Raw genomic sequence first — 21,414 nt, 5'->3', positions numbered from 1 at the left:
CCAAAGTGCCTGCCCTGGTCATTTCCGCCACGGGCACCGCCAGGCGTTTGAACCAAACCGGCGGGCGGCAATCTGAAAAACTACTCCGGTTATAATGAACACAATGATTGGCAAGGGAAAATTTCTTGGGGTTGCATGGCTGTCCTTGTTGCTGGCCGCCTGCGCGGCATCGATTCCATCGGCACAGACCAGCAGTGACGCCCGTGAGCGATTATTGAGCGGGGACGCATTGCCGGCACACCTGCAAACCGGGATCAGCCAGCCTGACGACGATGTCCTCGGTCTCACTGCGGATATGATCCGCTTCGTGGATCAGGCCGCGGCGCATAGCGAAACCGATACCGGCAAAATCGAAGCGCTGTTGCGGGCATTGATTGAGCCGCCCGAAATGAACTTCATATTTGATCCGGCGGCAACCTATACCGCCGCACAAACCTTCGAATATCGGCGGGCCAATTGCCTGGCGTTTGCCGGCATGGTGACGGCGATGCTTCGCCACCTGGGTATACGAGCGGAGTTTAACGAAGTGGACGTGCCGGAAGTCTGGGATATGCTGAGCCCGAAGACGATGGTCCTGTATAAACACGTCAATGTCGTGATTCGCCCGCGAGGCGGGCAAAAAAAGATCGCGGATCTTGATATGGCCGGGTATGACGATAGCTACCGGCAGAGAATCATTTCCGATGACCAGGCGGTCGCGCAGTATTACAACAACCGCGCGATGGGCTATTTGTTCGATGAAAACATAACGGATGCGTTCAGTTACCTGGCAAAAGCCATCGAGCTCGATCCACAAGCCTCATACCTGTGGGCCAATCTCGGCACCTTGTACCGGCGCACGGGTAATCGTGAGGCCGCCGAACTTTCCTACCAAACCGCGTTGAGCGAAAAACGAGGCGACCTTATAGCGATCAGCAACCTGGCGCGGCTTTATTCAAACGACGGGAAAATGGAACTGGCTCGCAAGTTCGACAAAAGGGCAGAATATTTTCGCAGCCGTAACCCGTATTTCCGTTACCGGCAGGGCATGGATGCTTTTTCGGAACAGGATTTTGGTGTCGCCATGAGGCACACCAAGGCCGCGATCCGGATGTATTCGAAAGAGCATCGCTTCTATTTTTTGCTGGGTGCGATCTATCAGAAAATCGGCAACGCGAAAAAAGCCGAGGCCAGCATGCTCAAGGCGGTCGAGATGAGTACCGAGGCGAACCAGAAAGCGAGATACAGGAGTAAGATGGATCACCTGCTTTCGTCGCGCTGACACCAGCCGGCCAGAGCCGGTTGCGCACGATCCCGTATTTACGGTTGCGATGCCTGGTACTGCTCAAGACGCTTGCGGTACAGCAGCAGTACTCCCGGACCAAGAGCCAGAAACATCACGGCGATTCCTGTAACGATACCCCAGCCGGAAAATATGGGCGCCGAGCATTCTTCCTTGTATCGGATATACACATGGCAGGGAACCGCCACCAGCAGTTCCAGCACGCTGCCTGCAAGCAGACGGGAAATCATTCTGTGAACCAGCGATTCTTCGTCTTTGACATAGCGATTGAACGCCAGGCCCCAGACTATCCAGGCCGGTATCCAGGACAACATCAGCAAAGTAAATCCGAATCGGGAATCGATGAGCGCCGATTTCCACGCGGTGTCGATTGCGAAGGCGACCGAGATTAGCGCACCGGTAGTCAACAGGCCGGTGGCGAACGCGGTTGTCCAAACGATTCGCTGCAGACTGGATCGAGGTACCGGACGGCGAAACGAGCGGTCGACGGAAACAAACAGAACCGCCTGCGACAGCAGCAGCCCTAATACTGGAAGAATCATCAAGCCGATGAACATCAAGGTTTCAATCGAGTCCCAGTCCCAGTCGATATCCTCGATTGGCACAATCCAGATTGCGGAACCCTCGAAAAGAATTGACCACAGTGGCATGAACAGCAGGTACAGAAGAAGCAGATAAACAGCTGATACCAGCAAACCCCATCGACGCATGGCTGTCTCCCGACCGAATGGTCTTTTGGTTGTAATAGAGCTAAATGTCTGCCGCCTGCCTCTTTTGCCAACGAATCACGAGCGTCACTGACAACAAAAAGAGCAGCATCGGGGCGCCTGATGATCCGCCGCCACCGCCACCGCTCGACACTGTATTCGTTACGGTGACCGCGGTAATGGCCGACGAGGACAAGCCAAAAATGTCGGTTACCGTTAACTCAAAATTGAATGTCACGCTGGCGTTGACCTGGGGCGCGAGAAAATTGCTGATTGCCGAATCCGGATTGCTCAGGGTTACTGCAGGGCCGACCGTCTGCACCCAAGCATAGGTGATGGTGTCTCCATCCGGATCTGCCGAATTCGATCCATTGAGGACTACGTTCACTCCTTCCTGAATGGTTTGACTGAATCCGGCGTTTGCAGTCGGCGCGCTGTTGGGAATATTCTGGATCCTAACAGTGGCGATATCGACTGTCAGAAAGCCGCCGCTCGGGGCAGAAAGAATTACCTGAAAATCTTCGTCGCCTTCCGATTCATTATCCGCAAGCAGCGGAATCTCGATCGACCTGGCGGTCGCATCGCCGCCCGCCCAGTCAAGTTGCCCGCTTACCGCCGTGTAGTCAGTCCCGCTGGTCGCCGAATTGTCTATGGTCTGGTATTGGACGCTCAATGCGCCTTCCGCGCTGCCGCGGCGATTTACCATGACAATCGCGAGGGTATCGCGCTCGTCGACTTGTTGAGCAGCAGCAACGAAGCCGATCGAGCTGGGTGCGCCGGCATCGCTGATAAAGACACTAGCGACATCGGGCGGTGTAATCGTCGCGCCCCCTGCCGGCTGATACAGGCGCACGAAGAATCGTTCGGGGTCTTCACTGAGCCCGTCGACGGTCAGGCTGATGGAAATTATCTTGTCGGCGCTTTCGCCATCGGCCCAACTCAAAACGCCGGCGCCGGAAACATAGTCCAGTGTGTTGGCGGAACCGGGTTGCGTGTCCCAGGCGACGCTGACAACCCCGCTGGCGCCGCCGCTTCGCCTGACTGCCAGCTGCAGTGTGCTTCCTTCACTGGCGCCGCTGGTCGCCGCGATCTTGAAAGTTCCTTGTGGTATATCGAGAGTTTGATCTTGCAGGACAAACAATCCGCTGTTGATATCGCTGAGCAAAAGGTTGCCGCTGGGCAGGTACGGATAAACTCCCCAGGCGCCGTCGAAGGCCGTGAGATTGTTGGCCGGAAAAGTATCGAGAAAACCGCTTTCAACCGGTTGAACCGGGTTGCTGATGTCCAGAATCGTCAGGCCACGCGTGTAATTTGCCAGGTAGTAGCGATTGCCGCGCACAAAACCGTTGTGGTCGATTGCCGCTTCCGTGCCGGTCCAGGTTCCCGCCAGGACGGGTTGCGCGAGGTTGCTCATGTCAAATATGCGCAACCGGGTGTTGCCGCCAAAATCGAGTTCGTCGAGTTCGTCCTGGACGAAGGCGTACTTGCCATCGCGGGTGAACCACGCGGAGTGTACGTAACCCAATCCGGCATAAAGGGTCAAACTGAGACGAAAGGGATTCGCCGGATTTGTTGCGTCCCAGATTTGAAAACTGTCCTCGTTCGCATCGATCAATACGACACAATAATTGATTGCGCCAGGGCACTGATTAATTCGCGCATCGCGAATGGTTACCGAGCTCAGGTCATGCGAAGCACCGCCTATGGGAGCGGCGGCGGCCAGCGTCAGTATGGTCGGCACGTCGAGCGAGTAAGCGCGGATTCTACCGCCGCTCAGGTCTGAGCCGGCGGTGTACAGGACAGGCGGTACGCCATCGACTACCGAGTTGGTCGTGTAGTCCAGATTCGTAATATAGACATTGTGCGCGCGCAGCTCTGGCGACACTGCGACCGAGCCGCTGACCGCGTGCGGCAGGCCGGACAGATCGATGAGCCGCAAGCCTATATTTGAAACATCGGTCGTTACATAGGCATACGCGCGAAAGCGTTGGCTGGTTTCATCGAAAAACTGGTAGATCTTGATATCCCGCCAGGTCGAACTGGCGCCAGGTATGGTGTCGATTTCGACTGGCGACGAGGGGTTGCTGACATCGACGACAGCAATGCCATTCTGCAAACCGATCAATGCGTACTCGCGTTCAGTGTGCAGATCGTAAAAACCCCAGATGTCGTTGGCGCGCTGCGGGTTGCTACTGAATTCGTTCAGCGCAATATGCGACAAAAGGTTCACGTTGTTGCAAGGTAGCCCGCCTGCGGAGCCAGCAACGCAATCAGCGGCCGAGATCGCCGGGTTGCCTGATGACGCTTCGCTCAGGCTTTGTTCGCTGTGGGCTTTCGGTCCGCTCACCAGGCAAAGCAGGCAAAAAACCGTCGCGTTCATCAGGTTCTTCATCGTGGCCGGTCTCGCTGCCCCTTCTGGTTGGCGATATTGGTTAGCGATGGGGTCAGCGTAACTGATCCGTCGCTGTGCATGTTAATCGGATATTCAGGAATTGGCAGAAAAGCTCAGCAGGCGCGACTCGGCGGAGTGGGTAGCCGAAACGCTTCGCTCAGGTCGATAGGCGCTTTTGCCGGCCGGTGAGTACGGTCTCGGAATGTGTATCCAGGCCCTGCGGCCCGTCGAACCGCGGTTCCGCGCAAACTTGGTTGCGGCCAAGGGCTTTGGCCTGATACAGGGCTTCGTCGGCCCGGCGAATGGTTTCCTTGATTTCCTCGTCGGCCCGGTACTGGGCGACGCCGACAGACACGGTTACCTTGATATCGTTGACAAATGTCCGCTTCTCGGTCAGTTCGCGAATTCGCTCGGCACAATTTATCGCTCCCGGCAGCCCGGTGCCGGGAAGCAGCACGATAAATTCCTCGCCACCATAACGGCCCATTGGATGCCCACGCCTGCGGACCTGATCCATCGATCGCAGGATGCCGCCGGCCCGCATCGTGAACTCAGCAAGCACCTGATCACCAGCGATGTGGCCGAAGTTGTCGTTGACCCGTTTGAAATGATCGAGGTCGAAAATACAGATCGAAAAAATTCGGTTTTCTTGATCGGCACGAATTTTTTCCTCGTCCAGGCTGCCCATGATGAAACGGCGATTATAGGTCCGCGTCAGTTCGTCGCGCTCCGCCTGATGGGTGGCGGTTTCGATGGCCCGCTTGAGGTTCTGATTGTGCCGGCGCAGCTTTTGCTTGAGGCTGCCGACGTAGTTGCCAAAATAGGCGCTCCACAAGATCATCACGGTCAAAACAGAATATCGCAGTGCTTCGCGAGCCAGTATGTCCTGGCTGGCTTGAAGGACATTATCGTAAAACAGTAAGGCGCCGTAGCCGCCGAGCGCGAAGACTGCGAGGAACATGAGTTCCCCGCGGCTCAAAGCCAACATCCCGAAAAGCATGGTCATGACGTAGATCATCAGCATTACGTCTCTGGCTGGCGGTGAGATATACATAAATGCCAGGATCCAGCACATCGCAACCAGGCATTGAAAAAGTGTTAACGATGGATCGCTGAAACGCTTGTTGAGGCCGGAGCGCAAAACGGCAAAAATCAACAGATTGGAAACCGCAATGCCACCGAGCAGGTACAACAGGAGATTCTGGTCGAGCGTCAGCGTTCCGCTGAAGTACCCGCCGAGACCAAGGGAGACCCACAGGACATACGAGATCAGCGCCATGCGGAATCGGCGGAGGCGCAAGGCCTGTTTTTGATCTTTTTGTGGTACCAGTGAAAAATCCACTTACCAGTCCTTGGCTTGGTGTATGTCGCATAGCATCGGGGAAATCGGCTTTACAAAGCGTGAGGGCTGTCGCATTCATGAAAACTGCGCGGAATATGTCAAATCAATTATTTCAAAAAGGCCCAATCAGAGGGCCTGCGGGGTGTGGGACCTGCCGATGATCGCAATACCGTGCTCGCGAACGATAAATCCTGGGCCAGAATTGCTCAGCCGAGGATGCTCTCCCGGCGATAAAAGAAACTGGCAAGCCAGATGAAAAGTGCGCCGGCCAGCAAGGTGCTTGCCGCTGAGACCAATATCCACTCCGTCTGCAATGCTTCGCCTTTCATAATGGCGGTGATCAGCAAGTGCTGGCTGAGACTGGGAACGGCCATCAACTCAAAGGTGGGGTCAAGCGAGAAAATCGCCGCAAAAATGATGGGCAAGGTCGGTACCAGTAACACGATCGTCAGGTAGGTCTGGGCTTCCTTGTAACTTCGGGTGAACGAAGCGACCAGCGTCATCATGCCAGCGCCAAACAAGGTAAATGGCAGCATCACCGCGAACACCGACAAAGCGATAACCGGACCGAAGTTGGCTTGCATGTCGAGCGCCTGAAGGTCGAGGAAATTGAGGCTGATGGAAAACGCGGTGACGGTGACGGCCAATGCCACCAGCATGAATGTGCAGGTTGCCGCGACTTTGCCCAGAATCAGCTGGCCGGTGGGTACCGGCAGCGTCAGCAGTGGCTCCAGTGAGCCACGCTCCCGTTCACCGGCGGTCGTGTCAATCGCCAGGTACATGCCGCCCATCAACATCGAAAACAATATGAAGTAGGTCAACATGCCGAGTACAACCAGCGCTCGTCCTACCGCCGTGGAAACATCGACCTCATCGATTACCACGGGGTACAGTACTAGCGGATTGATTCCGCGGGCTCGCAAACGCGATGCCGCGAGCTGGTTTCGGTATGCACGGAGCAAATTTCTTGCTTTGCGCACATCGCCGCGGTCGCGGCTTTTGGCATTGTTGACAACCAGTTGCAACGGCGCAGGCTGTCCTGCGCGCATCTGTTCGCCGATCGAATCCGGGATGATCAGCACGACGCTCATATCGCCTCGGCTGACCGCCTCGCGAGCGTCTACCGGACCGGGCACGACATTGACGCCGTTGCCACCGAGCCAGCGTATCAATTCGGGCGCGTGTTCCTGACCACTGACCGGCAATTCAAGCAGCTCATCCACATCGGAGGTCGCTTCGTCAAGCATGAAATTCATCATGAATACGAAAAGTATCGGGCCAAACAACGGGCCGAATATCAGCGAGGAAAGCAGCGTGCGCCGGTCACGCAGATTGTCCAGTACCTCTTTGGCCCATACGATCGTCAGCAGTTTCATCCCGGGTCCCCTGCCCCTACGAGATCGACAAATGCAGACTCCAGGTCATCGGCGCCGGTTCTGGCAAGAATCTGCTCCGGGGTTCCATCGGCGACGACCCGGCCATGCGCAATAATGACAATCTGGTCGGCCAGTGCGGCGATCTCCTGCATGATATGGCTGGACAGCAAGATGCAATGCCCCTGGTCTTTCAGCTGCAGCAGCAATTTGCGTAAGGATCGTGTCGCCATTACATCCAGGCCATTGGTCGGCTCATCGAGCAGCAGGTTTTTTGGCCGGTGTACCAGTGCGCGCGCCAGTGCGACTCTAGTTCGTTCGCCCTGGGAAAAACCCTTGGCGTGCCGATCCGCGATCGGCCCCAGGTCCAGAACAGCGGTCAATTCGGACACGCTCTGTTCAAGCTCGGTCTTTTGCAAACCGCTAAGACGGCCGTAGTAGCGGATGTTTTCCAACGCAGTCAGGTGCGGGTACAGCCCGGCGCTATGCGGCAAAACGCCGACCTTGCGGCGGGCCGCCAGCAAATCGTCCTGGTTGTCGGCGCCATCGATCAGCGCCTGGCCGGCATCGGGTTTCAGGACCGTGTAAAGCATGCGCAGGGTGGTTGATTTGCCCGCGCCGTTGGGTCCAAGCAGCGCCGTGATTTTGCCGTCTTCGGCGGTGAAGGATATGTTGTCCACAGCCTGAATATTGCCAAAAGATTTGCTCAGTCCTTGTGCGCGTATCATGGCGATGGCCCGTTGAAATCGAGGAAAAAGCCAGTCGGTTTGGTGTTTTTCTTACAGGAATCGTCCAGCGCCAGCGGATCGGGATCGGCGATAAACTCGCCCAATAACTTCGGTATGCAACCGGTACTGATCTGGCCGTGGCCTTGCCCACTCAGCACCACGTGATGTGAATTGCTCAGCGTTGCCTCGGCCTGCTCGGCATAGACCGGCGGAGTCACCGGGTCCGCTTCGCCCGACAACAGCAGGACAGGTACATCGCTGACCACCGGAGTCTTGAAATCGTCATCGATTATGCCGGCGGGCCAGACATCGCAAATGGCGATCATGCCATCGAGCATTATCGTGCCCATGAAAGTCTCTTTGAGTTCCGGCTTATAGCTGTCCGGATCCTTAAAAAACGGCACGTCCTCCGTGCAGACCACCGCATTGTGCATACCCATCGCCATCATTTCGCCTATGTCGCTGGCGATCATCAGCGATTGCGCCAGCAAGGGAGCAGGATTTCCGGTGGCTGCTTCCCTGAGCAGCAAAGGTATGAGGGCAACCGTTTCCGGGGAGTAGGTGAGCATCCGCAGTGCACCCATAAACTGATTCTTATCGAGGCGCTTATCGAGCATCTCGCCGGTCAGCGGATCCGGCAAAATCAAAGAAACAGGATTCGCCGCCAGTTGCTCCAGCAGCAATTTGACATCGGCCGCCGGATCGGGAAAAGCCTCGTGGCAGGCATCGTCCGCCGCACAACGGGCAAACGCCATATCGAGAGCGTTTTGCGCATCGATCGCGATGCCGGGGCCCAGCGTCAGATCGGCCGGCACCACGCCATCGATAATGACGGCCCGCGTCGCCCGCGGATAGCGACGAAGATAATGCAGCGCTACCCGCGTACCATACGAACCGCCCAGCAGGTTCAGTTGTTCGAAACCGAGCATCTGCCTCACCTCGTCCAGATCGCGAACAGCGACGGTGGTCGTGTAGAAACGAGTATCGCTAGCCAGGGTTTCCAGACACTCGCTGACAACCCTGCGCATCAACTCCACGCTCCACTCTTGGTCCTCGAGTTCTTCCTGTTGCTCACAGCTCAGCCGGTTGGACCTGCCGGTGCCGCGCTGATCGACCAGCAAGATCGGGTGCTTGTTGCGCACGCGCGCAAGCGCCGGCGTGACGCTGGTGTAAACGTCTTGTGCCGACTGGCCCGGGCCACCGGCCAGCAAAGCCAGCGGCGAGCCACGGGCTGTTTCATCAACCGCAGGTACCAGTGCAATGTGCAGACGAATTTTTCTGCTGTCTGCGTCATCGCGGTTCTCGGCTACCTCGAACCAGCCGCAGCGCGCCGCGACGCGCCGCAGGCCCGATGCCGCGTAGAGATTGCAATCCTGTAGTTCATCGATCGATGAGATCGGCGGCGCATCGGCCGGCAGGTCGCTTTCGGCGAACGTCGAAGAAACCGGCGCAATGAAAAGAAGGCTTGCCAGCAGGCCGCCCACCAGCCGGTTCACCCGGACTTTGACAGCGGCGTGAATCGGGGGGCATAAAAAAAAGGCCCTGCTGACGGCCGATTGGGAAACAGGCATCGGTACCAGTGTAAAGCATTCCGCTGGTGCGGGCACGATTCGGCGCTTACAATGCGCCACCCACACATGACTTTTGTCGTTTGATGAAGCACCCGGAACAATACGACGTCATTGTCGTCGGCGGCGGTCACGCCGGTACCGAGGCAGCGCTGGCTGCCGCGCGTATGGGTGCGCGCACCTTACTTTTGACGCAGAACATCGAGACCGTCGGTCAGATGAGCTGCAACCCTGCGATCGGCGGCATCGGCAAGGGACACCTGACCAAAGAAGTCGATGCACTGGGCGGCGCGATGGCGCGGGCGGCCGATCTCGCCGGCATCCAGTTTCGCACGCTGAATGCCAGCAAGGGCCCGGCGGTACGGGCGACGCGTGCGCAGGCGGATCGTGTGCTTTACCGGCAGGCCATCCGTTCGATCGTCGAAAACCAACCCGGGTTGAGCCTGTTTCAGCAGACGGTCGACGACCTGATCGTGGAAAACGAACGGATAACCGGCGTGGTGACCGGGATGGGTTTGAGTTTTGCGGCCCAGGCGGTGGTGCTGACGGTCGGCACTTTCCTCGGCGGCCTGATCCACGTGGGCGAGAGGCAGCATCGGGGGGGCAGGGCCGGCGATCCGTCCGCCTGCCGGTTGGCCGCGCGGTTGCGGGAGCTGCCGTTCCGGGTCGGACGCCTGAAGACCGGTACGCCGCCGCGGCTCGATGGCCGCAGCATCGATTATCGCGAGCTGGCGGAGCAGCCTGGCGACGATCCGGCGCCGGTGTTTTCGTTCCTGGGCCGGCGGGAAGAACACCCGCGGCAGGTAAGTTGTCACATAACCGGCACCAACGAGCAAACCCACGACATCATTCGCCAGGCCTTGCATCGTTCGCCGATGTACACCGGCGCAATCGACGGGGTAGGTCCCCGTTATTGTCCTTCCATCGAGGACAAGATCGTCCGTTTTGCCGACAAGGCTTCGCACCAGATTTTTATCGAGCCGGAAGGCCTGAACACGCACGAGGTTTACCCGAATGGTATCTCGACCAGCCTGCCGTTCGATGTGCAACTGTCGTTTCTTCGCAGCATTCGTGGTTTTGAGAATGTGCACGTCACGCGACCCGGTTATGCCATCGAGTACGATTATTTTGACCCGCGCGACCTGCGCAGCAGTCTAGAGACAAAATTCATAGCCGGCCTGTTTTTCGCCGGCCAGATCAATGGCACGACCGGCTACGAAGAAGCCGCGGCCCAGGGCATCCTCGCCGGCATCAATGCGGTGCTGAAAATACGCGGTGAGCCGGCTTGGTGTCCGCAGCGGCACGAAGCCTATATCGGGGTCCTGGTGGACGACCTGATCAGCCGCGGAACCAGCGAGCCATACCGCATGTTTACCAGCCGCGCCGAACACCGGTTGTTGTTGCGCGAGGACAATGCCGATCTTCGTCTGACACCGGCGGGGCGCAGGCTCGGTGTGGTCGATGATCGGCGCTGGCAGGTTTTTGAGAGAAAAAGCCAGGCCATAGAAACCGAGCAGGCACGCCTGGCGAAAATAGTCATTCAGCCCGGCGATATCCCGCCCGGTCTTGCCGAGGAGATTGGCGGAGTCCCCGGCCGCGACATCAAGGCGCTGGATCTGCTGCGCCGGCCCCAGGTTGCTTATCATCACCTGGCACGGATTGAGGTGGTCGGCGAGCCTGGGCATGAAGACCCGTGGTTGTGGAGCCAGGTTCGGGACCAGGTAGCGATCCAGGCCAGCTATTCGGGCTACATCGAGCGCCAGGAGGCGGAAATAAGGCGATTGAAGCGGAAGGCGAATGCCGTTTTGCCCGGCGATCTGGATTACCGGACAGTCAGCGGTTTGTCTGCGGAAGTCACCCAAAAGCTGACCGCGGCCAGACCGCCTACGATCGGGCAGGCGGCGAGGATTTCCGGGGTCACCCCAGCGGCCCTGTCATTGTTGCTGGTTCATCTGAAGAAGCGCGAATACCAGCGCTCGGCTTAATCCCGCGCCGGCGATATACTTCCACCGTGCCCATCGGACGGACACGGACATGCGAAGAATCATAATTTTGCTCGGCCTGCTGGTGCTGCTCTGGATGGGTTGGCGGCTAGTCGATGACTCTGCGCCGGACGAGGGCGCTGGCGACGTGGACGCGGCGGCCGTGTTGCACCGGGGCAACGGCCCCGAGCCGGAATCCCTGGACCCGCAAATTGCCCGCAGCGATTCGTCCGGGGCGATACTGAGGGACCTTTTCGAAGGGCTGACCCGGCTGGGCCCGGATGGCAAGGTGATTGCCGGTGCCGCGGCGAGCTGGGATGTATCCGCCGATGGCAGGACCTACACATTCCATCTCAGGCCCGCAGCACGCTGGTCGAACGGCGATCCACTGAGCGCCCACGACTATGTTTTTTCCATGCGCCGACTGGTTGACCCGGAGACCGCGGCCGCGTTCGCATTCTTTTTAAGCCCGGTCATCAACGCGTCGGAAATTATTGCCGGTGACAGACCCGCCGCCGATCTTGGGGTTATCGCGCTCGATGAGCACACGCTGGAAATACGCCTCCGGGCCCCGACCCCCTATCTGCCGGGGGTGCTGACGCACCCGGCAAATTTCCCGGTACACCGGTCATCGCTGGGCAGGCATGGCCGAGGATTTACCCGGCCGGGAAATCTTGTTTCCAACGGTGCGTATGTTCTTGCCGAGGCCGTGATTGGTTCGCATTACTCGATGGAAAAAAACCGGCATTACTGGGACGCTGAAAATACCGCTATCGCGAAGGTCGTGTACCACCAGATCGCCAATCAGAACGCGGAGCTGGCCCGGTTTCGCGCCGGCGAACTCGATATTACTTATACAGTGCCCAATAACCAGTTCGCGCTGGCCGCGAAAAACTATCCGGACCAACTCAAGGTTTCGCCGCAACTGACGACTTATTATTACGGCTTCAATCTGCGGCGTGCGCCGTTTGCGGGACAGCGCGGGCTGCGCCGCGCGCTGTCCATGGTCGTCGATCGCAAGCTGCTTGCGGGCAGTATCCTGACCGCCGGTCAGATTCCGGCGACCGGCTGGGTGCCGCCGGGCGTCGCCAACTACACCGCGGTCGAGCCCGAATGGGCCGGCTGGACGATGACGCGAAGACTGACGGAGGCGCGGCGGCTGTATCGCGCAGCCGGTTTCAGCGCAGCCAACCCGCTGAAGATCGAGATCCGCTACAACAGCGCCGATATTCATCGCAACATCGCGGTGGCAATCGCCAGCATCTGGCGCGAAACCCTGGGCGTGCAGGCCAGCCAGCTCAACGTGGAGTTCCAGGTCCTGTTGCAGGACATGCGTAATGGGAAGGCCGATGTTTTCCGCAGCAGTTGGATCGCCGATTACGATGACGCCTTTACCTTTCTTGAGATAATGCGCACCGGTGCGGCGGCAAATTTCGTCGGCTATGCCAATCCCGATTACGACGACTTGCTGGGGCGCGCCGCAGCGACGCCGGATGCCGATCAGCGGCGCGCTTTGCTGCGGCAGGCGGAGGCCATCATGCTGGACGACCAGCCATTGATGCCGATCTATTTTTACGTCAACAAGCGCATGGTTGCGTCGCGGGTCAAAGGCTGGCAAAACAACAGCCTGAACATCCATTACAGTCAGGACTTGTCGCTGGCCGGCGCGGACGGGGCGGATTGAGCCGGTGCTCGCGTTTACGCTGAAAAGGCTGCTGTCCGCTGTTCCCACATTGTTACTGGTGGTGGCGGCAACGTTTTTCCTGATTCGTATTGCGCCGGGCGGGCCGTTCGACAGCGAAAGAAACCTGCCGCCGGATATCCGGGCCAATATCGAACGCAGCTACCATCTCGATGAGCCGCTGCTGCAACAGTTTGGCCGTTATCTAAAAGGCGTCGTCAGCGGTGATTTCGGCCCCTCTTACCATTATCGCGACCGCGATGTCAGTGAGCTGATTGCGGAGAGTTTTCCGGTCTCGTTCACGCTCGGGATGACGGCGTTGTTGCTGGCGTTGCTGGGAGGGATAACGGCCGGCGTACTCGCCGCGTTGCGTCGCAACAGCTTTCGCGATCATGCGCTGATGACAATCGCCATGAGCGGAATATCCATACCCAATTTCGTGCTCGCCCCGTTATTGGTTTTGCTGTTTGCAGTACACCTGCAATGGCTGCCAGCCGGCGGCTGGCACGGCCTGGGGAGCGTCGTGCTGCCCGCGTTTACGCTGGCTCTGCCGCAGGCTGCCTACATTGCACGGCTGACCCGGGCGAGCCTGCTCGATGTCCTGGGCAGCGATTTCCTGCGTACCGCGAGAGCGAAGGGATTGTCGCGCAGCCAGGCGGTCTGGCGGCACGCGATGAAACCGACCCTGCTGCCGGTAATTTCCTACCTGGGTCCGGCGACGGCGGCCTTGCTGACCGGGTCGGTGGTCATCGAACAGATTTTCCAGATACCGGGTCTCGGCCGGTATTTCGTAACCGGCGCCCTGAACCGCGACTACACGCTGGTCATGGGCGTGGTGATTTTCTACGGCGCGCTGATCATCATGATGAACTTGCTGGTCGATCTCCTCTATGCCTGGCTGGACCCGAGGAGCCGGCAGAAACAATGAACAACGGCGGCGCAAATGCCACCGTCGGTGGCCGCAGTCTCTGGCAGAATGCCGGCGAGCGGCTGCGGCGGAACAAGGCGGCGATGTTCAGTTTGTGGTTGTTGTTGTTTTTCGTTGTCCTGGTCATCGCCGGCCCCTGGCTGGCTCAGCATGACTACACGCAGACCAACCTGTCACTGGGCTCGACCGCGCCGAGCCTGGCCGGCGGTCACTGGTTCGGCACCGACGCGCTGGGTCGCGATGTGCTGGCGCGCACGCTGGCGGGTGGACGAATCTCATTGCTGGTCGGCCTGGTGGCCACCCTGGTTTCGTTGCTGATCGGCGTCTTCTGGGGCGCCGTCGCCGGTTACTGCGGCGGGCGCATCGATGCGTTGATGATGCGTTTCGTCGACACCTTATACGCCATGCCGTTCATGTTTTTCGTGATTCTCCTGATGGTGGTTTTTGGCCGCAACATCCTGCTGATTTTTGTGGCCATCGGCGCGATCAACTGGCTGGACATGGCGCGCATCGTGCGCGGCCAGACCATCAGTTTGCGGCATCGGGAATTTATCCAGGCAGCGACGTTGATGGGCGCCGGAACGCTGACCATCATTGCCCGCCATGTTATTCCCAACCTCCTCGGTGTCGTCGTCGTCTATGTCACGCTGACCATACCGCAGGTCATGCTGGTCGAAGCGTTTCTCAGTTATCTCGGGCTTGGCGTACAGGAACCGTTCACATCCTGGGGCGCGTTGGTCAACCAGGGCGCACTGGAAATGGAAACCGCACCCTGGTTGCTGGTTTTTCCGGCGCTGTTCCTGGCGGGGACCTTGTTCTGTTTCAACTTTATTGGCGACGGTCTGCGCGATGCGCTGGATCCTAAAAGCGACGAGGACGGCTGGTGAGCCTGCTCGAAGTCAGTCACCTCAAAGTCAGTTATCCCACCCGGGATGGGGTGTTCGATGTGGTACGCGATCTCAGCTTCGAGGTGGACGAAGCGGATAGCCTGGGCATCGCCGGCGAGTCGGGTTCGGGCAAGAGTCAAACCGCGCTGGCCATCATGGGTTTGCTAGCGGCTAACGCGCGGGTCAGCGGCAGTATTCGGCTGGACGGGCAAGAACTGATCGGCGAGAGCGAGTGCGGCCTGGACCGCCTGCGCGGCAAGAGTCTCGCGATGGTGTTCCAAGATCCGATGAGCGCGCTGAATCCTTATATGACGGTAGGCCGTCAAATCGGTGAAGTTCTTGAGTTACACCAGGGGATGAGCGCCAAGGAGGCCGCGAAACGTTCCTGTGAATTGCTGCAGATGACCGGCATCGATGAGCCGGGGCGGCGCAGCAAGGCGTACCCCCACCAATTTTCGGGGGGCCAGCGCCAGCGCATACTGATCGCGATGGCGCTGGCTTGCGGACCGCGCCTGCTGATTGCCGATGAGCCCACGACTGCACTGGATGTCACGGTGCAGAAGAAGATCCTGGAATTGTTGCGATCCCTGTGCCAGGAAACCGGCACTGCGCTGATCCTGATCAGCCACGATCTGGCCGTGTTGTCGGGAATGTGCCGGAACCTGATGATTATGTATGGCGGCATGGAAATGGAACGCGGCCCGAGCCGGCAGGTCTTGCTGCACGCCATCCACCCTTATACCGCAGCATTGCTGCGGACGCTGGAAGATTTGCATGGCGCCACAGGCCCGTTGTCGGTCATCCCGGGGGAGCCGCCGGACTTGCGGAATCCGCCGGGCGGCTGCCCGTTCAATCCACGCTGCAGTGAAGTCCTGCCCCATTGCAACAAGGAAATTCCGCGGCCCAAACCGGTGCAGCGTATCGGCGATACGCAATCCCATTGGGTGGCCTGTCACCTGGAGCATGAGCAGTGAGCGCCGTGGTATTGACGGCCGCGAATCTGCGAGTCAGTTACCAGCGTCGCGGCGGCAGCTTTGTTGCTCTCGAAGACGTGGGGTTCGAACTGATCCGCGGCCAGACACTGGCAGTCGTCGGCGAGTCAGGCTCCGGGAAATCGACCCTGGCATATGCTTGCGCCGGCTTGCTGGCGCCCGAGCAGGGCAGCATCGAATTGCTTGGCCGGCCGCTGGCAAGGCGTCGGGCGAAAGACCTGCAATGGCAGGCGCAGCATCTGCAAATGGTTTTCCAGGACCCGGTTTCCTCGCTGAATCCCAGGCAGACCATCGCCAGATCGCTGGCCGAACCGCTGTTGTCGGTCGCCCGCGACGCGCGGCCTGATGCCGGCGAAATCAGCAAGCGGCTGGCTGAGCTGATCGCTCAGGTTGGTCTGCGACAAGACATCGTCAATCGTTATCCGCATGAGCTGTCAGGCGGGCAATGCCAGCGAGTGGCGATCGCGCGGGCGCTGGCCAACCGGCCCGAAGTACTGATTTGCGATGAACCCGTCAGTGCACTGGACATTTCGGTACGGGCACAGGTCATCAACCTGCTGCTCGAACTGCAACAAAAGCTGGAGCTGTCGATATTGTTTATCGCGCATGACCTCGGCGTCGTCCGGCGGATCGCCAGCCAGGTGATTGTCATGCACAAGGGCAGAATCGTGGAGCGCGGGCCGGCGCGGCAGATACTAAGCGAGCCTCGGCATCCGTACACCCAAAACCTGCTGGCGTCGGAGGCCAGGCTCGAATTTGAATAATGCGCGGGCTCCCGGGTGGCGGACTATTGCGGTACGACCGGCAATGGAATCGGCATGCCGTTGACGGTCAGCAGGCCGCCGTCGTAGATCGCCACCATGGTCAGTTGCTCGCCTTCGTCGATCAGCATGCCGGCCTGCAGCAAAGCCGTCATTTGTTGCGCCATGGCTGGATTCTTCCCGGATACATAATCGAACAAGGAACGGCTGATCCGCAGGCTCGATTCGGCAGACATGGAAAACAAAGCATTGATTACGGCGGCTTGGCCGCTCAAATCGCTTGCCGGGATATCGATCCGAAGCGCGAACCGCGCATCACCCTGGGCGGTGTTGATTTGCAGCTCGGAGATTTCGAACGACACGCCTGCTGCCAACACCTCCATGCCTGCATCCTGCAAAACCGCCGGAACCTCCCCATTCACCCCGGCGTTGGCCGGATTCTGCGCCTCCAGGGTGTTCTTCAGCCGGCCGACAATCGCAGCATCGACCTCGGCAGACATCGCGAACCGGACTGAACTGTCTGCGATATCATTTATTTGGAGGTCGGCGATCGACAGGGTAATGCTTCCCGTCAGGCGATCCTGCTCGATACCGCTATCGCCGGACATAGTCATTTCCTGCAGGGAAAAGGCCGCGGCGAACTCCGCCGACGAGCCGACCACGGCTAACTCTTCGACACGGGTGGTGGAGCTGCCGGTCCAGAAGCCGAAATCATTGTAATCGGCGGTGCTTTCAAAACTGATTTCACCAATACGCAACTCGCCGTCGGCGGACGCGATACGCAAAGGCTTGATGAGGCCAACGGATTCCAAATGGCTCAAGCCCGCATCGTAATCGACTTCCAGGTGCGCGCCTTCCCAGGTGATGGTGGCTCCGCCCGCCGCGGCTTTTTTGCCAAATTCTTCGGACAAGGATTCGAAAACCAGGGACAGCGATCCGCTGCCATCATATGAAATTCGGTTGTAGATACCGCCAGGTAATTCGACGGGTTCTTCATCTCCATCGACGTAGCTGACGCGGGAGCGGGTGATCGCGGCGGCAAAACTGATCGCTGGCAAATCGGAGTCGCCCATCCCGAATATCAACGGGCCATGGAAAATCTCGGTTTCCACGAATATACCGCTGTGCTGGTCCTCGACCGAACCGTCTTGGGCAATCAGCATGTCCTTGAAAACCAGTTCCTGGGTATTGACCGACTTGAACCAACCCGAATCGGCCTGAGTCTCTTCAAACAGCAAGCCCGGCACCAGTTCCTCGAGATCCGCCAATGAACGGTGAAACTGTTTTTGGGCAACTGAACGGGTCAGCGTCGGAGAAACCAGAGCCAGAACGACGATAATCAGAAAGACTACAAGCAGACGGCGCATGTTACATTCCCAGGCTCAGTGTGCCCGGATGCTATCACAGTGAAACGGGAGCGTGACATGGTTGGAAGACGGTGAACGATGTGAGTGGTTTTTTCGATATCAAGCTGGCGGGTATCGCCGGTGATGAAAATTTGCTGGGCGGATTTCGTTGCCGGGCGGTCCTGGTCGTCAATGTGGCCAGCGAATGTGGATATACGCCTCAATACAAAGGGCTGGAAACGCTATACCAGGAAATGGGCGGCATGGGCCTGATCGTACTCGGTGTTCCGTGCAATCAGTTCGGCGCACAGGAACCCGGCAGCAACAAGGAAATTCTGGGTTTCTGCACGGAAAAGTATTCGGTGAGTTTCCCGATGGCCGCAAAAGTCGAGGTCAATGGTTCCGGGCGGCATCCACTGTACACCTGGTTGACCAGCGAGGAGCATGGTTGCCCGGGCGACATTGAGTGGAATTTCGAAAAATTCCTGGTGGACGGCGAAGGAACGCTGAAAGCGCGATATCCATCAGCCACAATGGCCGGCGACGCCGGTCTGATGCTCGATCTGGCGGCCATTCTTTAACGTGGGCCCGCTCTGCGGTGGCATTTTTGTCGGCGGGCATTTAAGATTTCGCAACTTGTGCAACGTGGCGATGACACCGCCGGTCCGGACGGAGATAAAAACGGTGACCAGAAAAATACTGATAATGGCAATGGCGGCATTGCTGCCCTTGGCTGCGATAGCCGATGGCGATGCAAAAAACGGCCGGGCACTGACCGATACCTGCCTGGGTTGCCATGCGATTAAAAATTACCGGACCCTCTACCCGATGTACAAGGTTCCCAAGCTGGGCGGACAGAATGAAGCCTACATCGTCGCTGCGCTGAAGGCCTATCGGGATGGCGCGCGGCCACACAAGACCATGCATGCCCAGGCGGCCACACTGAGCGACCAGGAAATGGCCGACGTGGCGGCCTATCTCGCCAGCCGGTTCGATGACTGAGGGGATGATAAAAATGAGAAAACACGGGGTTCGGATTTTCGCGGCACTGGCCGGAGCCATGCTGATTTGCGCTGCAGCCGCTGCCGATGGCGACGCGGTCGAGGGCAAGCAAAAGTCGGTGGTTTGTGCCAGTTGCCACGGTGTGAGCGGGGAATCGGTCATGCCGGACTACCCGGTCCTCGCGGGTCAGCATCAGGACTACCTTGAACACACTCTCAAGGCCTACCGCAGCGGCGAAAGAAGCAACCCGATCATGGCTGCCTTTGTGGCTACGCTTAGCGACGCAGACATTGCCGATCTGGCCGCGTACTACGCGGCGCAGGAGGGCCTGTTCACGCTGAGCCGGTAATGCATGTTCGCCCGAGAAAAAAGTCGGCTGCGGACAGCCGGCTTTTTTGTTTTTGAAGAGTACCCAGCCGAAATGACAGCAAAGATCAGCGAGCCGAGGCCAGACATCATTGATCAGGGCAACGGCGTTTTCGCCATCGATACCGGTTATCTCAGGCCGCGAATGGATGCCAGCCATCTGCTCGTGCATCGAGGTCGGGGTGCGTTCGTGGACACCGGCACCGCGCATTCGGTGCCGCTGTTGCTGGCGGCGCTGGGTCGTTGCGGGCTGAGCCCTGCGGATGTTGAATATGTCCTGCTAACCCATATCCATCTCGACCATGCTGGCGGCGCTGGCCGGTTGATGCATGCATTACCCAACGCGACCCTGGTGGTGCATCCGCGTGGCAAAAGGCACATGATCGATCCAACGAAACTGATCGCCGGCAGCATCGCCGTTTATGGCGAAAAGATGTACCGGCAACTGTATGGTGAATTGCTGCCGATCCCCGAGGATCGAATCCGCGTGGTCGAAGACGGGGAAAAACTGAAACTCGCCGATCGCGAGCTGGAATTCCTGCACACGCCCGGCCATGCTCTGCATCATTATTGCATCGTGGATCGGGAAGCAGATGCGATCTTTAGCGGCGACAGTTTTGGCGTGTCCTATCGCGAGTTCGATACCGCGGCCGGTGCCTTCATCATGCCCACGACTACACCGATACACTTCGACCCCGAAGCTGCACATGCGTCCATAGACCGGCTGTTGAGTTACCAGGTCAGCCGAATGTTTCTGACCCATTACAGCGCCGTGTCATCACCGGAAAAACTGGCGCGCGATTTACATGCCGATATCGACGCCTTTGTTGAGATCACCCACCAGCATGCGGACAGCGATGATCGGCACAGCGCGATGGTCAGCGCATTGTACGACTATCTGGGCCTGCGCCTGGATCAGCATGGCTGCGGCCTGGGCCAGGCAGAAAGGCACCGCCTGCTTGACCCGGACATTGAACTCAACGCGCAGGGGCTGGAATACTGGCTGGATCGCAAGACGAATGGCTAGCCGTTAGTCAGACTCCTGGCCGGAGACCCATTATGGAAACATTCAAAGCCTTTCGAATTCACAACGATGATGGAAAAGTCAGCGGCAGGTTTGAAACCCTGACCCTGGATGATCTGAGCGCAGGCGAGGTCGTTATCCGCTCGTCTTTCTCAAGCATCAACTACAAGGATGCGCTGGCGGCGACTGGCGTCGGCAAAATCCTGCGGAAATTCCCGCTGGTCGGCGGCATCGATGTGGCCGGCACGGTTATCCACAGCGATGACAGCCGCTATTCAGCAGGCGACAAGGTCGTGGTTACCGGTTGTGGACTGGGTGAAGAATTTGATGGTGGCTATGCCGAGATCGTCCGTGTCAAAGGCGACAGCGTGATTCCGCTTCCCGGCGGCCTCAGTGAGGCACAGGCGATGACGCTGGGTACCGCGGGGTTTACCGCGGCCCTGGCAATTACCCGCATGGAACGCAACGGGCTGGTTCCAGGTGACGGACCGGTGGTCGTAACCGGCGCCACCGGTGGTGTGGGCAGCCTGGCGGTGGACATGCTGGCCGGCGCGGGTTACCGGGTCACCGCGGTAACCGGCAAAGCTGACGCTCTGCCCTATCTGGAGACGCTGGGCGCCACTGAGATTTTGCTGCGCGAGGAAATCGATTTCGGCAGCCGGGCATTGGAAAAGGCGATCTGGGCCGGCGCAGTGGATAATGTCGGTGGCGAGATGCTGACCTGGCTGACCCGCACGATGAACTGGTGGGGAAGCATCGCCAGCATTGGGCTTGTCGGCGGTCACGAACTCCATACCACGGTGATGCCGTTCATATTGCGCGGGATAAACCTGCTGGGGATCAATTCGATGGCGACGCCGCGAGAGCTGCGCCTGAAAATATGGCAGCGCCTGGCCGGTGATCTCAGGCCGGCCCATCTGGAGCGTATTTGCACGCGGGTTATAGCCTTCGATCAGTTAGCCGGCGAATTCGACGATTACCTGCGGGGCAAAAATATCGGCCGCAGCGTCGTCAAAATTGCGTAAACCGTAAGCCGCACCCCTGCATTTGGGA

The 21,414-nt window shown here is 58.7% G+C and carries 19 protein-coding genes; 12 read left to right on the top strand and 7 right to left on the bottom strand.

Annotation, left to right across the window (positions count from 1 at the left end; genetic code table 11):
• The first annotated feature begins 94 nt into the window (after positions 1 to 94).
• Positions 95 to 1,261, top strand: coding sequence for a tetratricopeptide repeat protein (locus IIA05_09800; GenBank protein MCH9027396.1), 1,167 nt, complete (start codon positions 95 to 97; stop codon positions 1,259 to 1,261).
• 38 nt (positions 1,262 to 1,299) lie between these two features.
• Here IIA05_09800 and IIA05_09795 read toward each other — a convergent pair whose 3' ends face one another.
• The 6 genes from IIA05_09795 to IIA05_09770 all read right to left on the bottom strand — a co-directional run bounded on the left by IIA05_09795 (position 1,300) and on the right by IIA05_09770 (position 9,320).
• On the bottom strand, positions 1,300 to 1,992 hold the full coding sequence (locus tag IIA05_09795) for a hypothetical protein (GenBank protein MCH9027395.1): 693 nt from the start codon (positions 1,990 to 1,992) through the stop codon (positions 1,300 to 1,302).
• Positions 1,993 to 2,032: 40 nt separating this feature from the next.
• The gene (locus tag IIA05_09790) at positions 2,033 to 4,381 is read right to left on the bottom strand and encodes a choice-of-anchor B family protein (protein ID MCH9027394.1); all 2,349 of its coding nucleotides are present in this window, start codon (positions 4,379 to 4,381) and stop codon (positions 2,033 to 2,035) included.
• A 157-nt stretch (positions 4,382 to 4,538) separates the two neighbouring features.
• Positions 4,539 to 5,723 carry a diguanylate cyclase gene (locus IIA05_09785; protein ID MCH9027393.1) on the bottom strand — a complete coding sequence of 395 codons (1,185 nt, stop codon included), beginning with the start codon at positions 5,721 to 5,723 and terminating at the stop codon, positions 4,539 to 4,541.
• A 206-nt stretch (positions 5,724 to 5,929) separates the two neighbouring features.
• Positions 5,930 to 7,099 carry an ABC transporter permease gene (locus IIA05_09780; protein ID MCH9027392.1) on the bottom strand — a complete coding sequence of 390 codons (1,170 nt, stop codon included), beginning with the start codon at positions 7,097 to 7,099 and terminating at the stop codon, positions 5,930 to 5,932.
• Complete coding sequence (locus tag IIA05_09775) at positions 7,096 to 7,824, bottom strand: ATP-binding cassette domain-containing protein (GenBank protein MCH9027391.1); 729 nt, start codon at positions 7,822 to 7,824, stop codon at positions 7,096 to 7,098. Before IIA05_09775 ends, IIA05_09780 begins: the two co-directional genes overlap by 4 nt.
• The gene (locus tag IIA05_09770) at positions 7,821 to 9,320 is read right to left on the bottom strand and encodes an alpha/beta fold hydrolase (GenBank protein MCH9027390.1); all 1,500 of its coding nucleotides are present in this window, start codon (positions 9,318 to 9,320) and stop codon (positions 7,821 to 7,823) included. Before IIA05_09770 ends, IIA05_09775 begins: the two co-directional genes overlap by 4 nt.
• A 158-nt stretch (positions 9,321 to 9,478) precedes the next feature.
• On the opposite strand from IIA05_09770, the gene mnmG reads away from it, so the two are divergent.
• From mnmG to IIA05_09740, 6 genes are read left to right on the top strand one after another with little or no spacing between them, the layout of a single operon-like run.
• Positions 9,479 to 11,377, top strand: a complete 1,899-nt coding sequence (mnmG, locus tag IIA05_09765) for a tRNA uridine-5-carboxymethylaminomethyl(34) synthesis enzyme MnmG (protein ID MCH9027389.1) — start codon at positions 9,479 to 9,481, stop codon at positions 11,375 to 11,377.
• 49 nt (positions 11,378 to 11,426) lie between these two features.
• Positions 11,427 to 13,058 (top strand): peptide ABC transporter substrate-binding protein, encoded by a 1,632-nt coding sequence (locus IIA05_09760; protein ID MCH9027388.1) that lies wholly within the window; start codon positions 11,427 to 11,429, stop codon positions 13,056 to 13,058.
• Positions 13,059 to 13,062: 4 nt separating this feature from the next.
• Positions 13,063 to 13,983 (top strand): oligopeptide ABC transporter permease OppB, encoded by a 921-nt coding sequence (oppB, locus tag IIA05_09755; GenBank protein ID MCH9027387.1) that lies wholly within the window; start codon positions 13,063 to 13,065, stop codon positions 13,981 to 13,983.
• Entirely contained in the window at positions 13,980 to 14,870 is an 891-nt protein-coding gene (locus tag IIA05_09750; protein MCH9027386.1) for an ABC transporter permease subunit, read from the top strand. The genes oppB and IIA05_09750 overlap by 4 nt, the downstream gene beginning before the upstream one ends.
• Positions 14,867 to 15,844 carry an ABC transporter ATP-binding protein gene (locus tag IIA05_09745; protein ID MCH9027385.1) on the top strand — a complete coding sequence of 326 codons (978 nt, stop codon included), beginning with the start codon at positions 14,867 to 14,869 and terminating at the stop codon, positions 15,842 to 15,844. The genes IIA05_09750 and IIA05_09745 overlap by 4 nt, the downstream gene beginning before the upstream one ends.
• A gap of 5 nt (positions 15,845 to 15,849) precedes the next feature.
• Complete coding sequence (locus IIA05_09740) at positions 15,850 to 16,626, top strand: ABC transporter ATP-binding protein (GenBank protein ID MCH9027384.1); 777 nt, start codon at positions 15,850 to 15,852, stop codon at positions 16,624 to 16,626.
• A gap of 23 nt (positions 16,627 to 16,649) precedes the next feature.
• Here the strand turns inward: IIA05_09740 and IIA05_09735 are convergent, their stop codons facing one another.
• Complete coding sequence (locus tag IIA05_09735; GenBank protein MCH9027383.1) at positions 16,650 to 17,990, bottom strand: DUF945 family protein; 1,341 nt, start codon at positions 17,988 to 17,990, stop codon at positions 16,650 to 16,652.
• An 80-nt stretch (positions 17,991 to 18,070) separates the two neighbouring features.
• On the opposite strand from IIA05_09735, the gene IIA05_09730 reads away from it, so the two are divergent.
• The 5 genes from IIA05_09730 (at position 18,071) to IIA05_09710 (ending at position 21,386) form a co-directional block, all read left to right on the top strand.
• Positions 18,071 to 18,550, top strand: coding sequence for a glutathione peroxidase (locus tag IIA05_09730; GenBank protein MCH9027382.1), 480 nt, complete (start codon positions 18,071 to 18,073; stop codon positions 18,548 to 18,550).
• 70 nt (positions 18,551 to 18,620) lie between these two features.
• Entirely contained in the window at positions 18,621 to 18,971 is a 351-nt protein-coding gene (locus tag IIA05_09725) for a cytochrome c (GenBank protein ID MCH9027381.1), read from the top strand.
• 13 nt (positions 18,972 to 18,984) lie between these two features.
• Complete coding sequence (locus IIA05_09720; protein MCH9027380.1) at positions 18,985 to 19,320, top strand: cytochrome c; 336 nt, start codon at positions 18,985 to 18,987, stop codon at positions 19,318 to 19,320.
• 72 nt (positions 19,321 to 19,392) lie between these two features.
• The gene (locus tag IIA05_09715; GenBank protein ID MCH9027379.1) at positions 19,393 to 20,364 is read left to right on the top strand and encodes an MBL fold metallo-hydrolase; all 972 of its coding nucleotides are present in this window, start codon (positions 19,393 to 19,395) and stop codon (positions 20,362 to 20,364) included.
• Between the two features lie 32 nt (positions 20,365 to 20,396).
• Positions 20,397 to 21,386 carry an oxidoreductase gene (locus IIA05_09710; GenBank protein ID MCH9027378.1) on the top strand — a complete coding sequence of 330 codons (990 nt, stop codon included), beginning with the start codon at positions 20,397 to 20,399 and terminating at the stop codon, positions 21,384 to 21,386.
• Positions 21,387 to 21,414 lie beyond the last annotated feature (28 nt).

The organism is Pseudomonadota bacterium (assembly GCA_022572885.1).
Classification (GTDB): domain Bacteria; phylum Pseudomonadota; class Gammaproteobacteria; order Steroidobacterales; family MnTg04; genus MnTg04.
The sequence above is the reverse complement of the archived record's forward strand: the minus strand, read 5'-3'. Positions and strand labels throughout refer to the sequence as shown.

What these genes read in the sequence shown, in the direction of transcription:
- IIA05_09750 (MCH9027386.1), top strand. Translation starts at nt 13,980, where the DNA reads ATGAACAACGGCGGCGCAAATGCCACCGTCGGTGGCCGCAGTCTCTGG.
- IIA05_09725 (MCH9027381.1), top strand. Translation starts at nt 18,621, where the DNA reads ATGACACCGCCGGTCCGGACGGAGATAAAAACGGTGACCAGAAAAATA.
- IIA05_09790 (MCH9027394.1), bottom strand. Translation starts at nt 4,381, where the DNA reads ATGAAGAACCTGATGAACGCGACGGTTTTTTGCCTGCTTTGCCTGGTG.
- mnmG (MCH9027389.1), top strand. Translation starts at nt 9,479, where the DNA reads ATGAAGCACCCGGAACAATACGACGTCATTGTCGTCGGCGGCGGTCAC.
- IIA05_09795 (MCH9027395.1), bottom strand. Translation starts at nt 1,992, where the DNA reads ATGCGTCGATGGGGTTTGCTGGTATCAGCTGTTTATCTGCTTCTTCTG.
- IIA05_09760 (MCH9027388.1), top strand. Translation starts at nt 11,427, where the DNA reads ATGCGAAGAATCATAATTTTGCTCGGCCTGCTGGTGCTGCTCTGGATG.
- IIA05_09775 (MCH9027391.1), bottom strand. Translation starts at nt 7,824, where the DNA reads ATGATACGCGCACAAGGACTGAGCAAATCTTTTGGCAATATTCAGGCT.
- IIA05_09735 (MCH9027383.1), bottom strand. Translation starts at nt 17,990, where the DNA reads ATGCGCCGTCTGCTTGTAGTCTTTCTGATTATCGTCGTTCTGGCTCTG.
- IIA05_09715 (MCH9027379.1), top strand. Translation starts at nt 19,393, where the DNA reads ATGACAGCAAAGATCAGCGAGCCGAGGCCAGACATCATTGATCAGGGC.
- IIA05_09800 (MCH9027396.1), top strand. Translation starts at nt 95, where the DNA reads ATGAACACAATGATTGGCAAGGGAAAATTTCTTGGGGTTGCATGGCTG.
- IIA05_09720 (MCH9027380.1), top strand. Translation starts at nt 18,985, where the DNA reads ATGAGAAAACACGGGGTTCGGATTTTCGCGGCACTGGCCGGAGCCATG.
- IIA05_09710 (MCH9027378.1), top strand. Translation starts at nt 20,397, where the DNA reads ATGGAAACATTCAAAGCCTTTCGAATTCACAACGATGATGGAAAAGTC.
- IIA05_09780 (MCH9027392.1), bottom strand. Translation starts at nt 7,099, where the DNA reads ATGAAACTGCTGACGATCGTATGGGCCAAAGAGGTACTGGACAATCTG.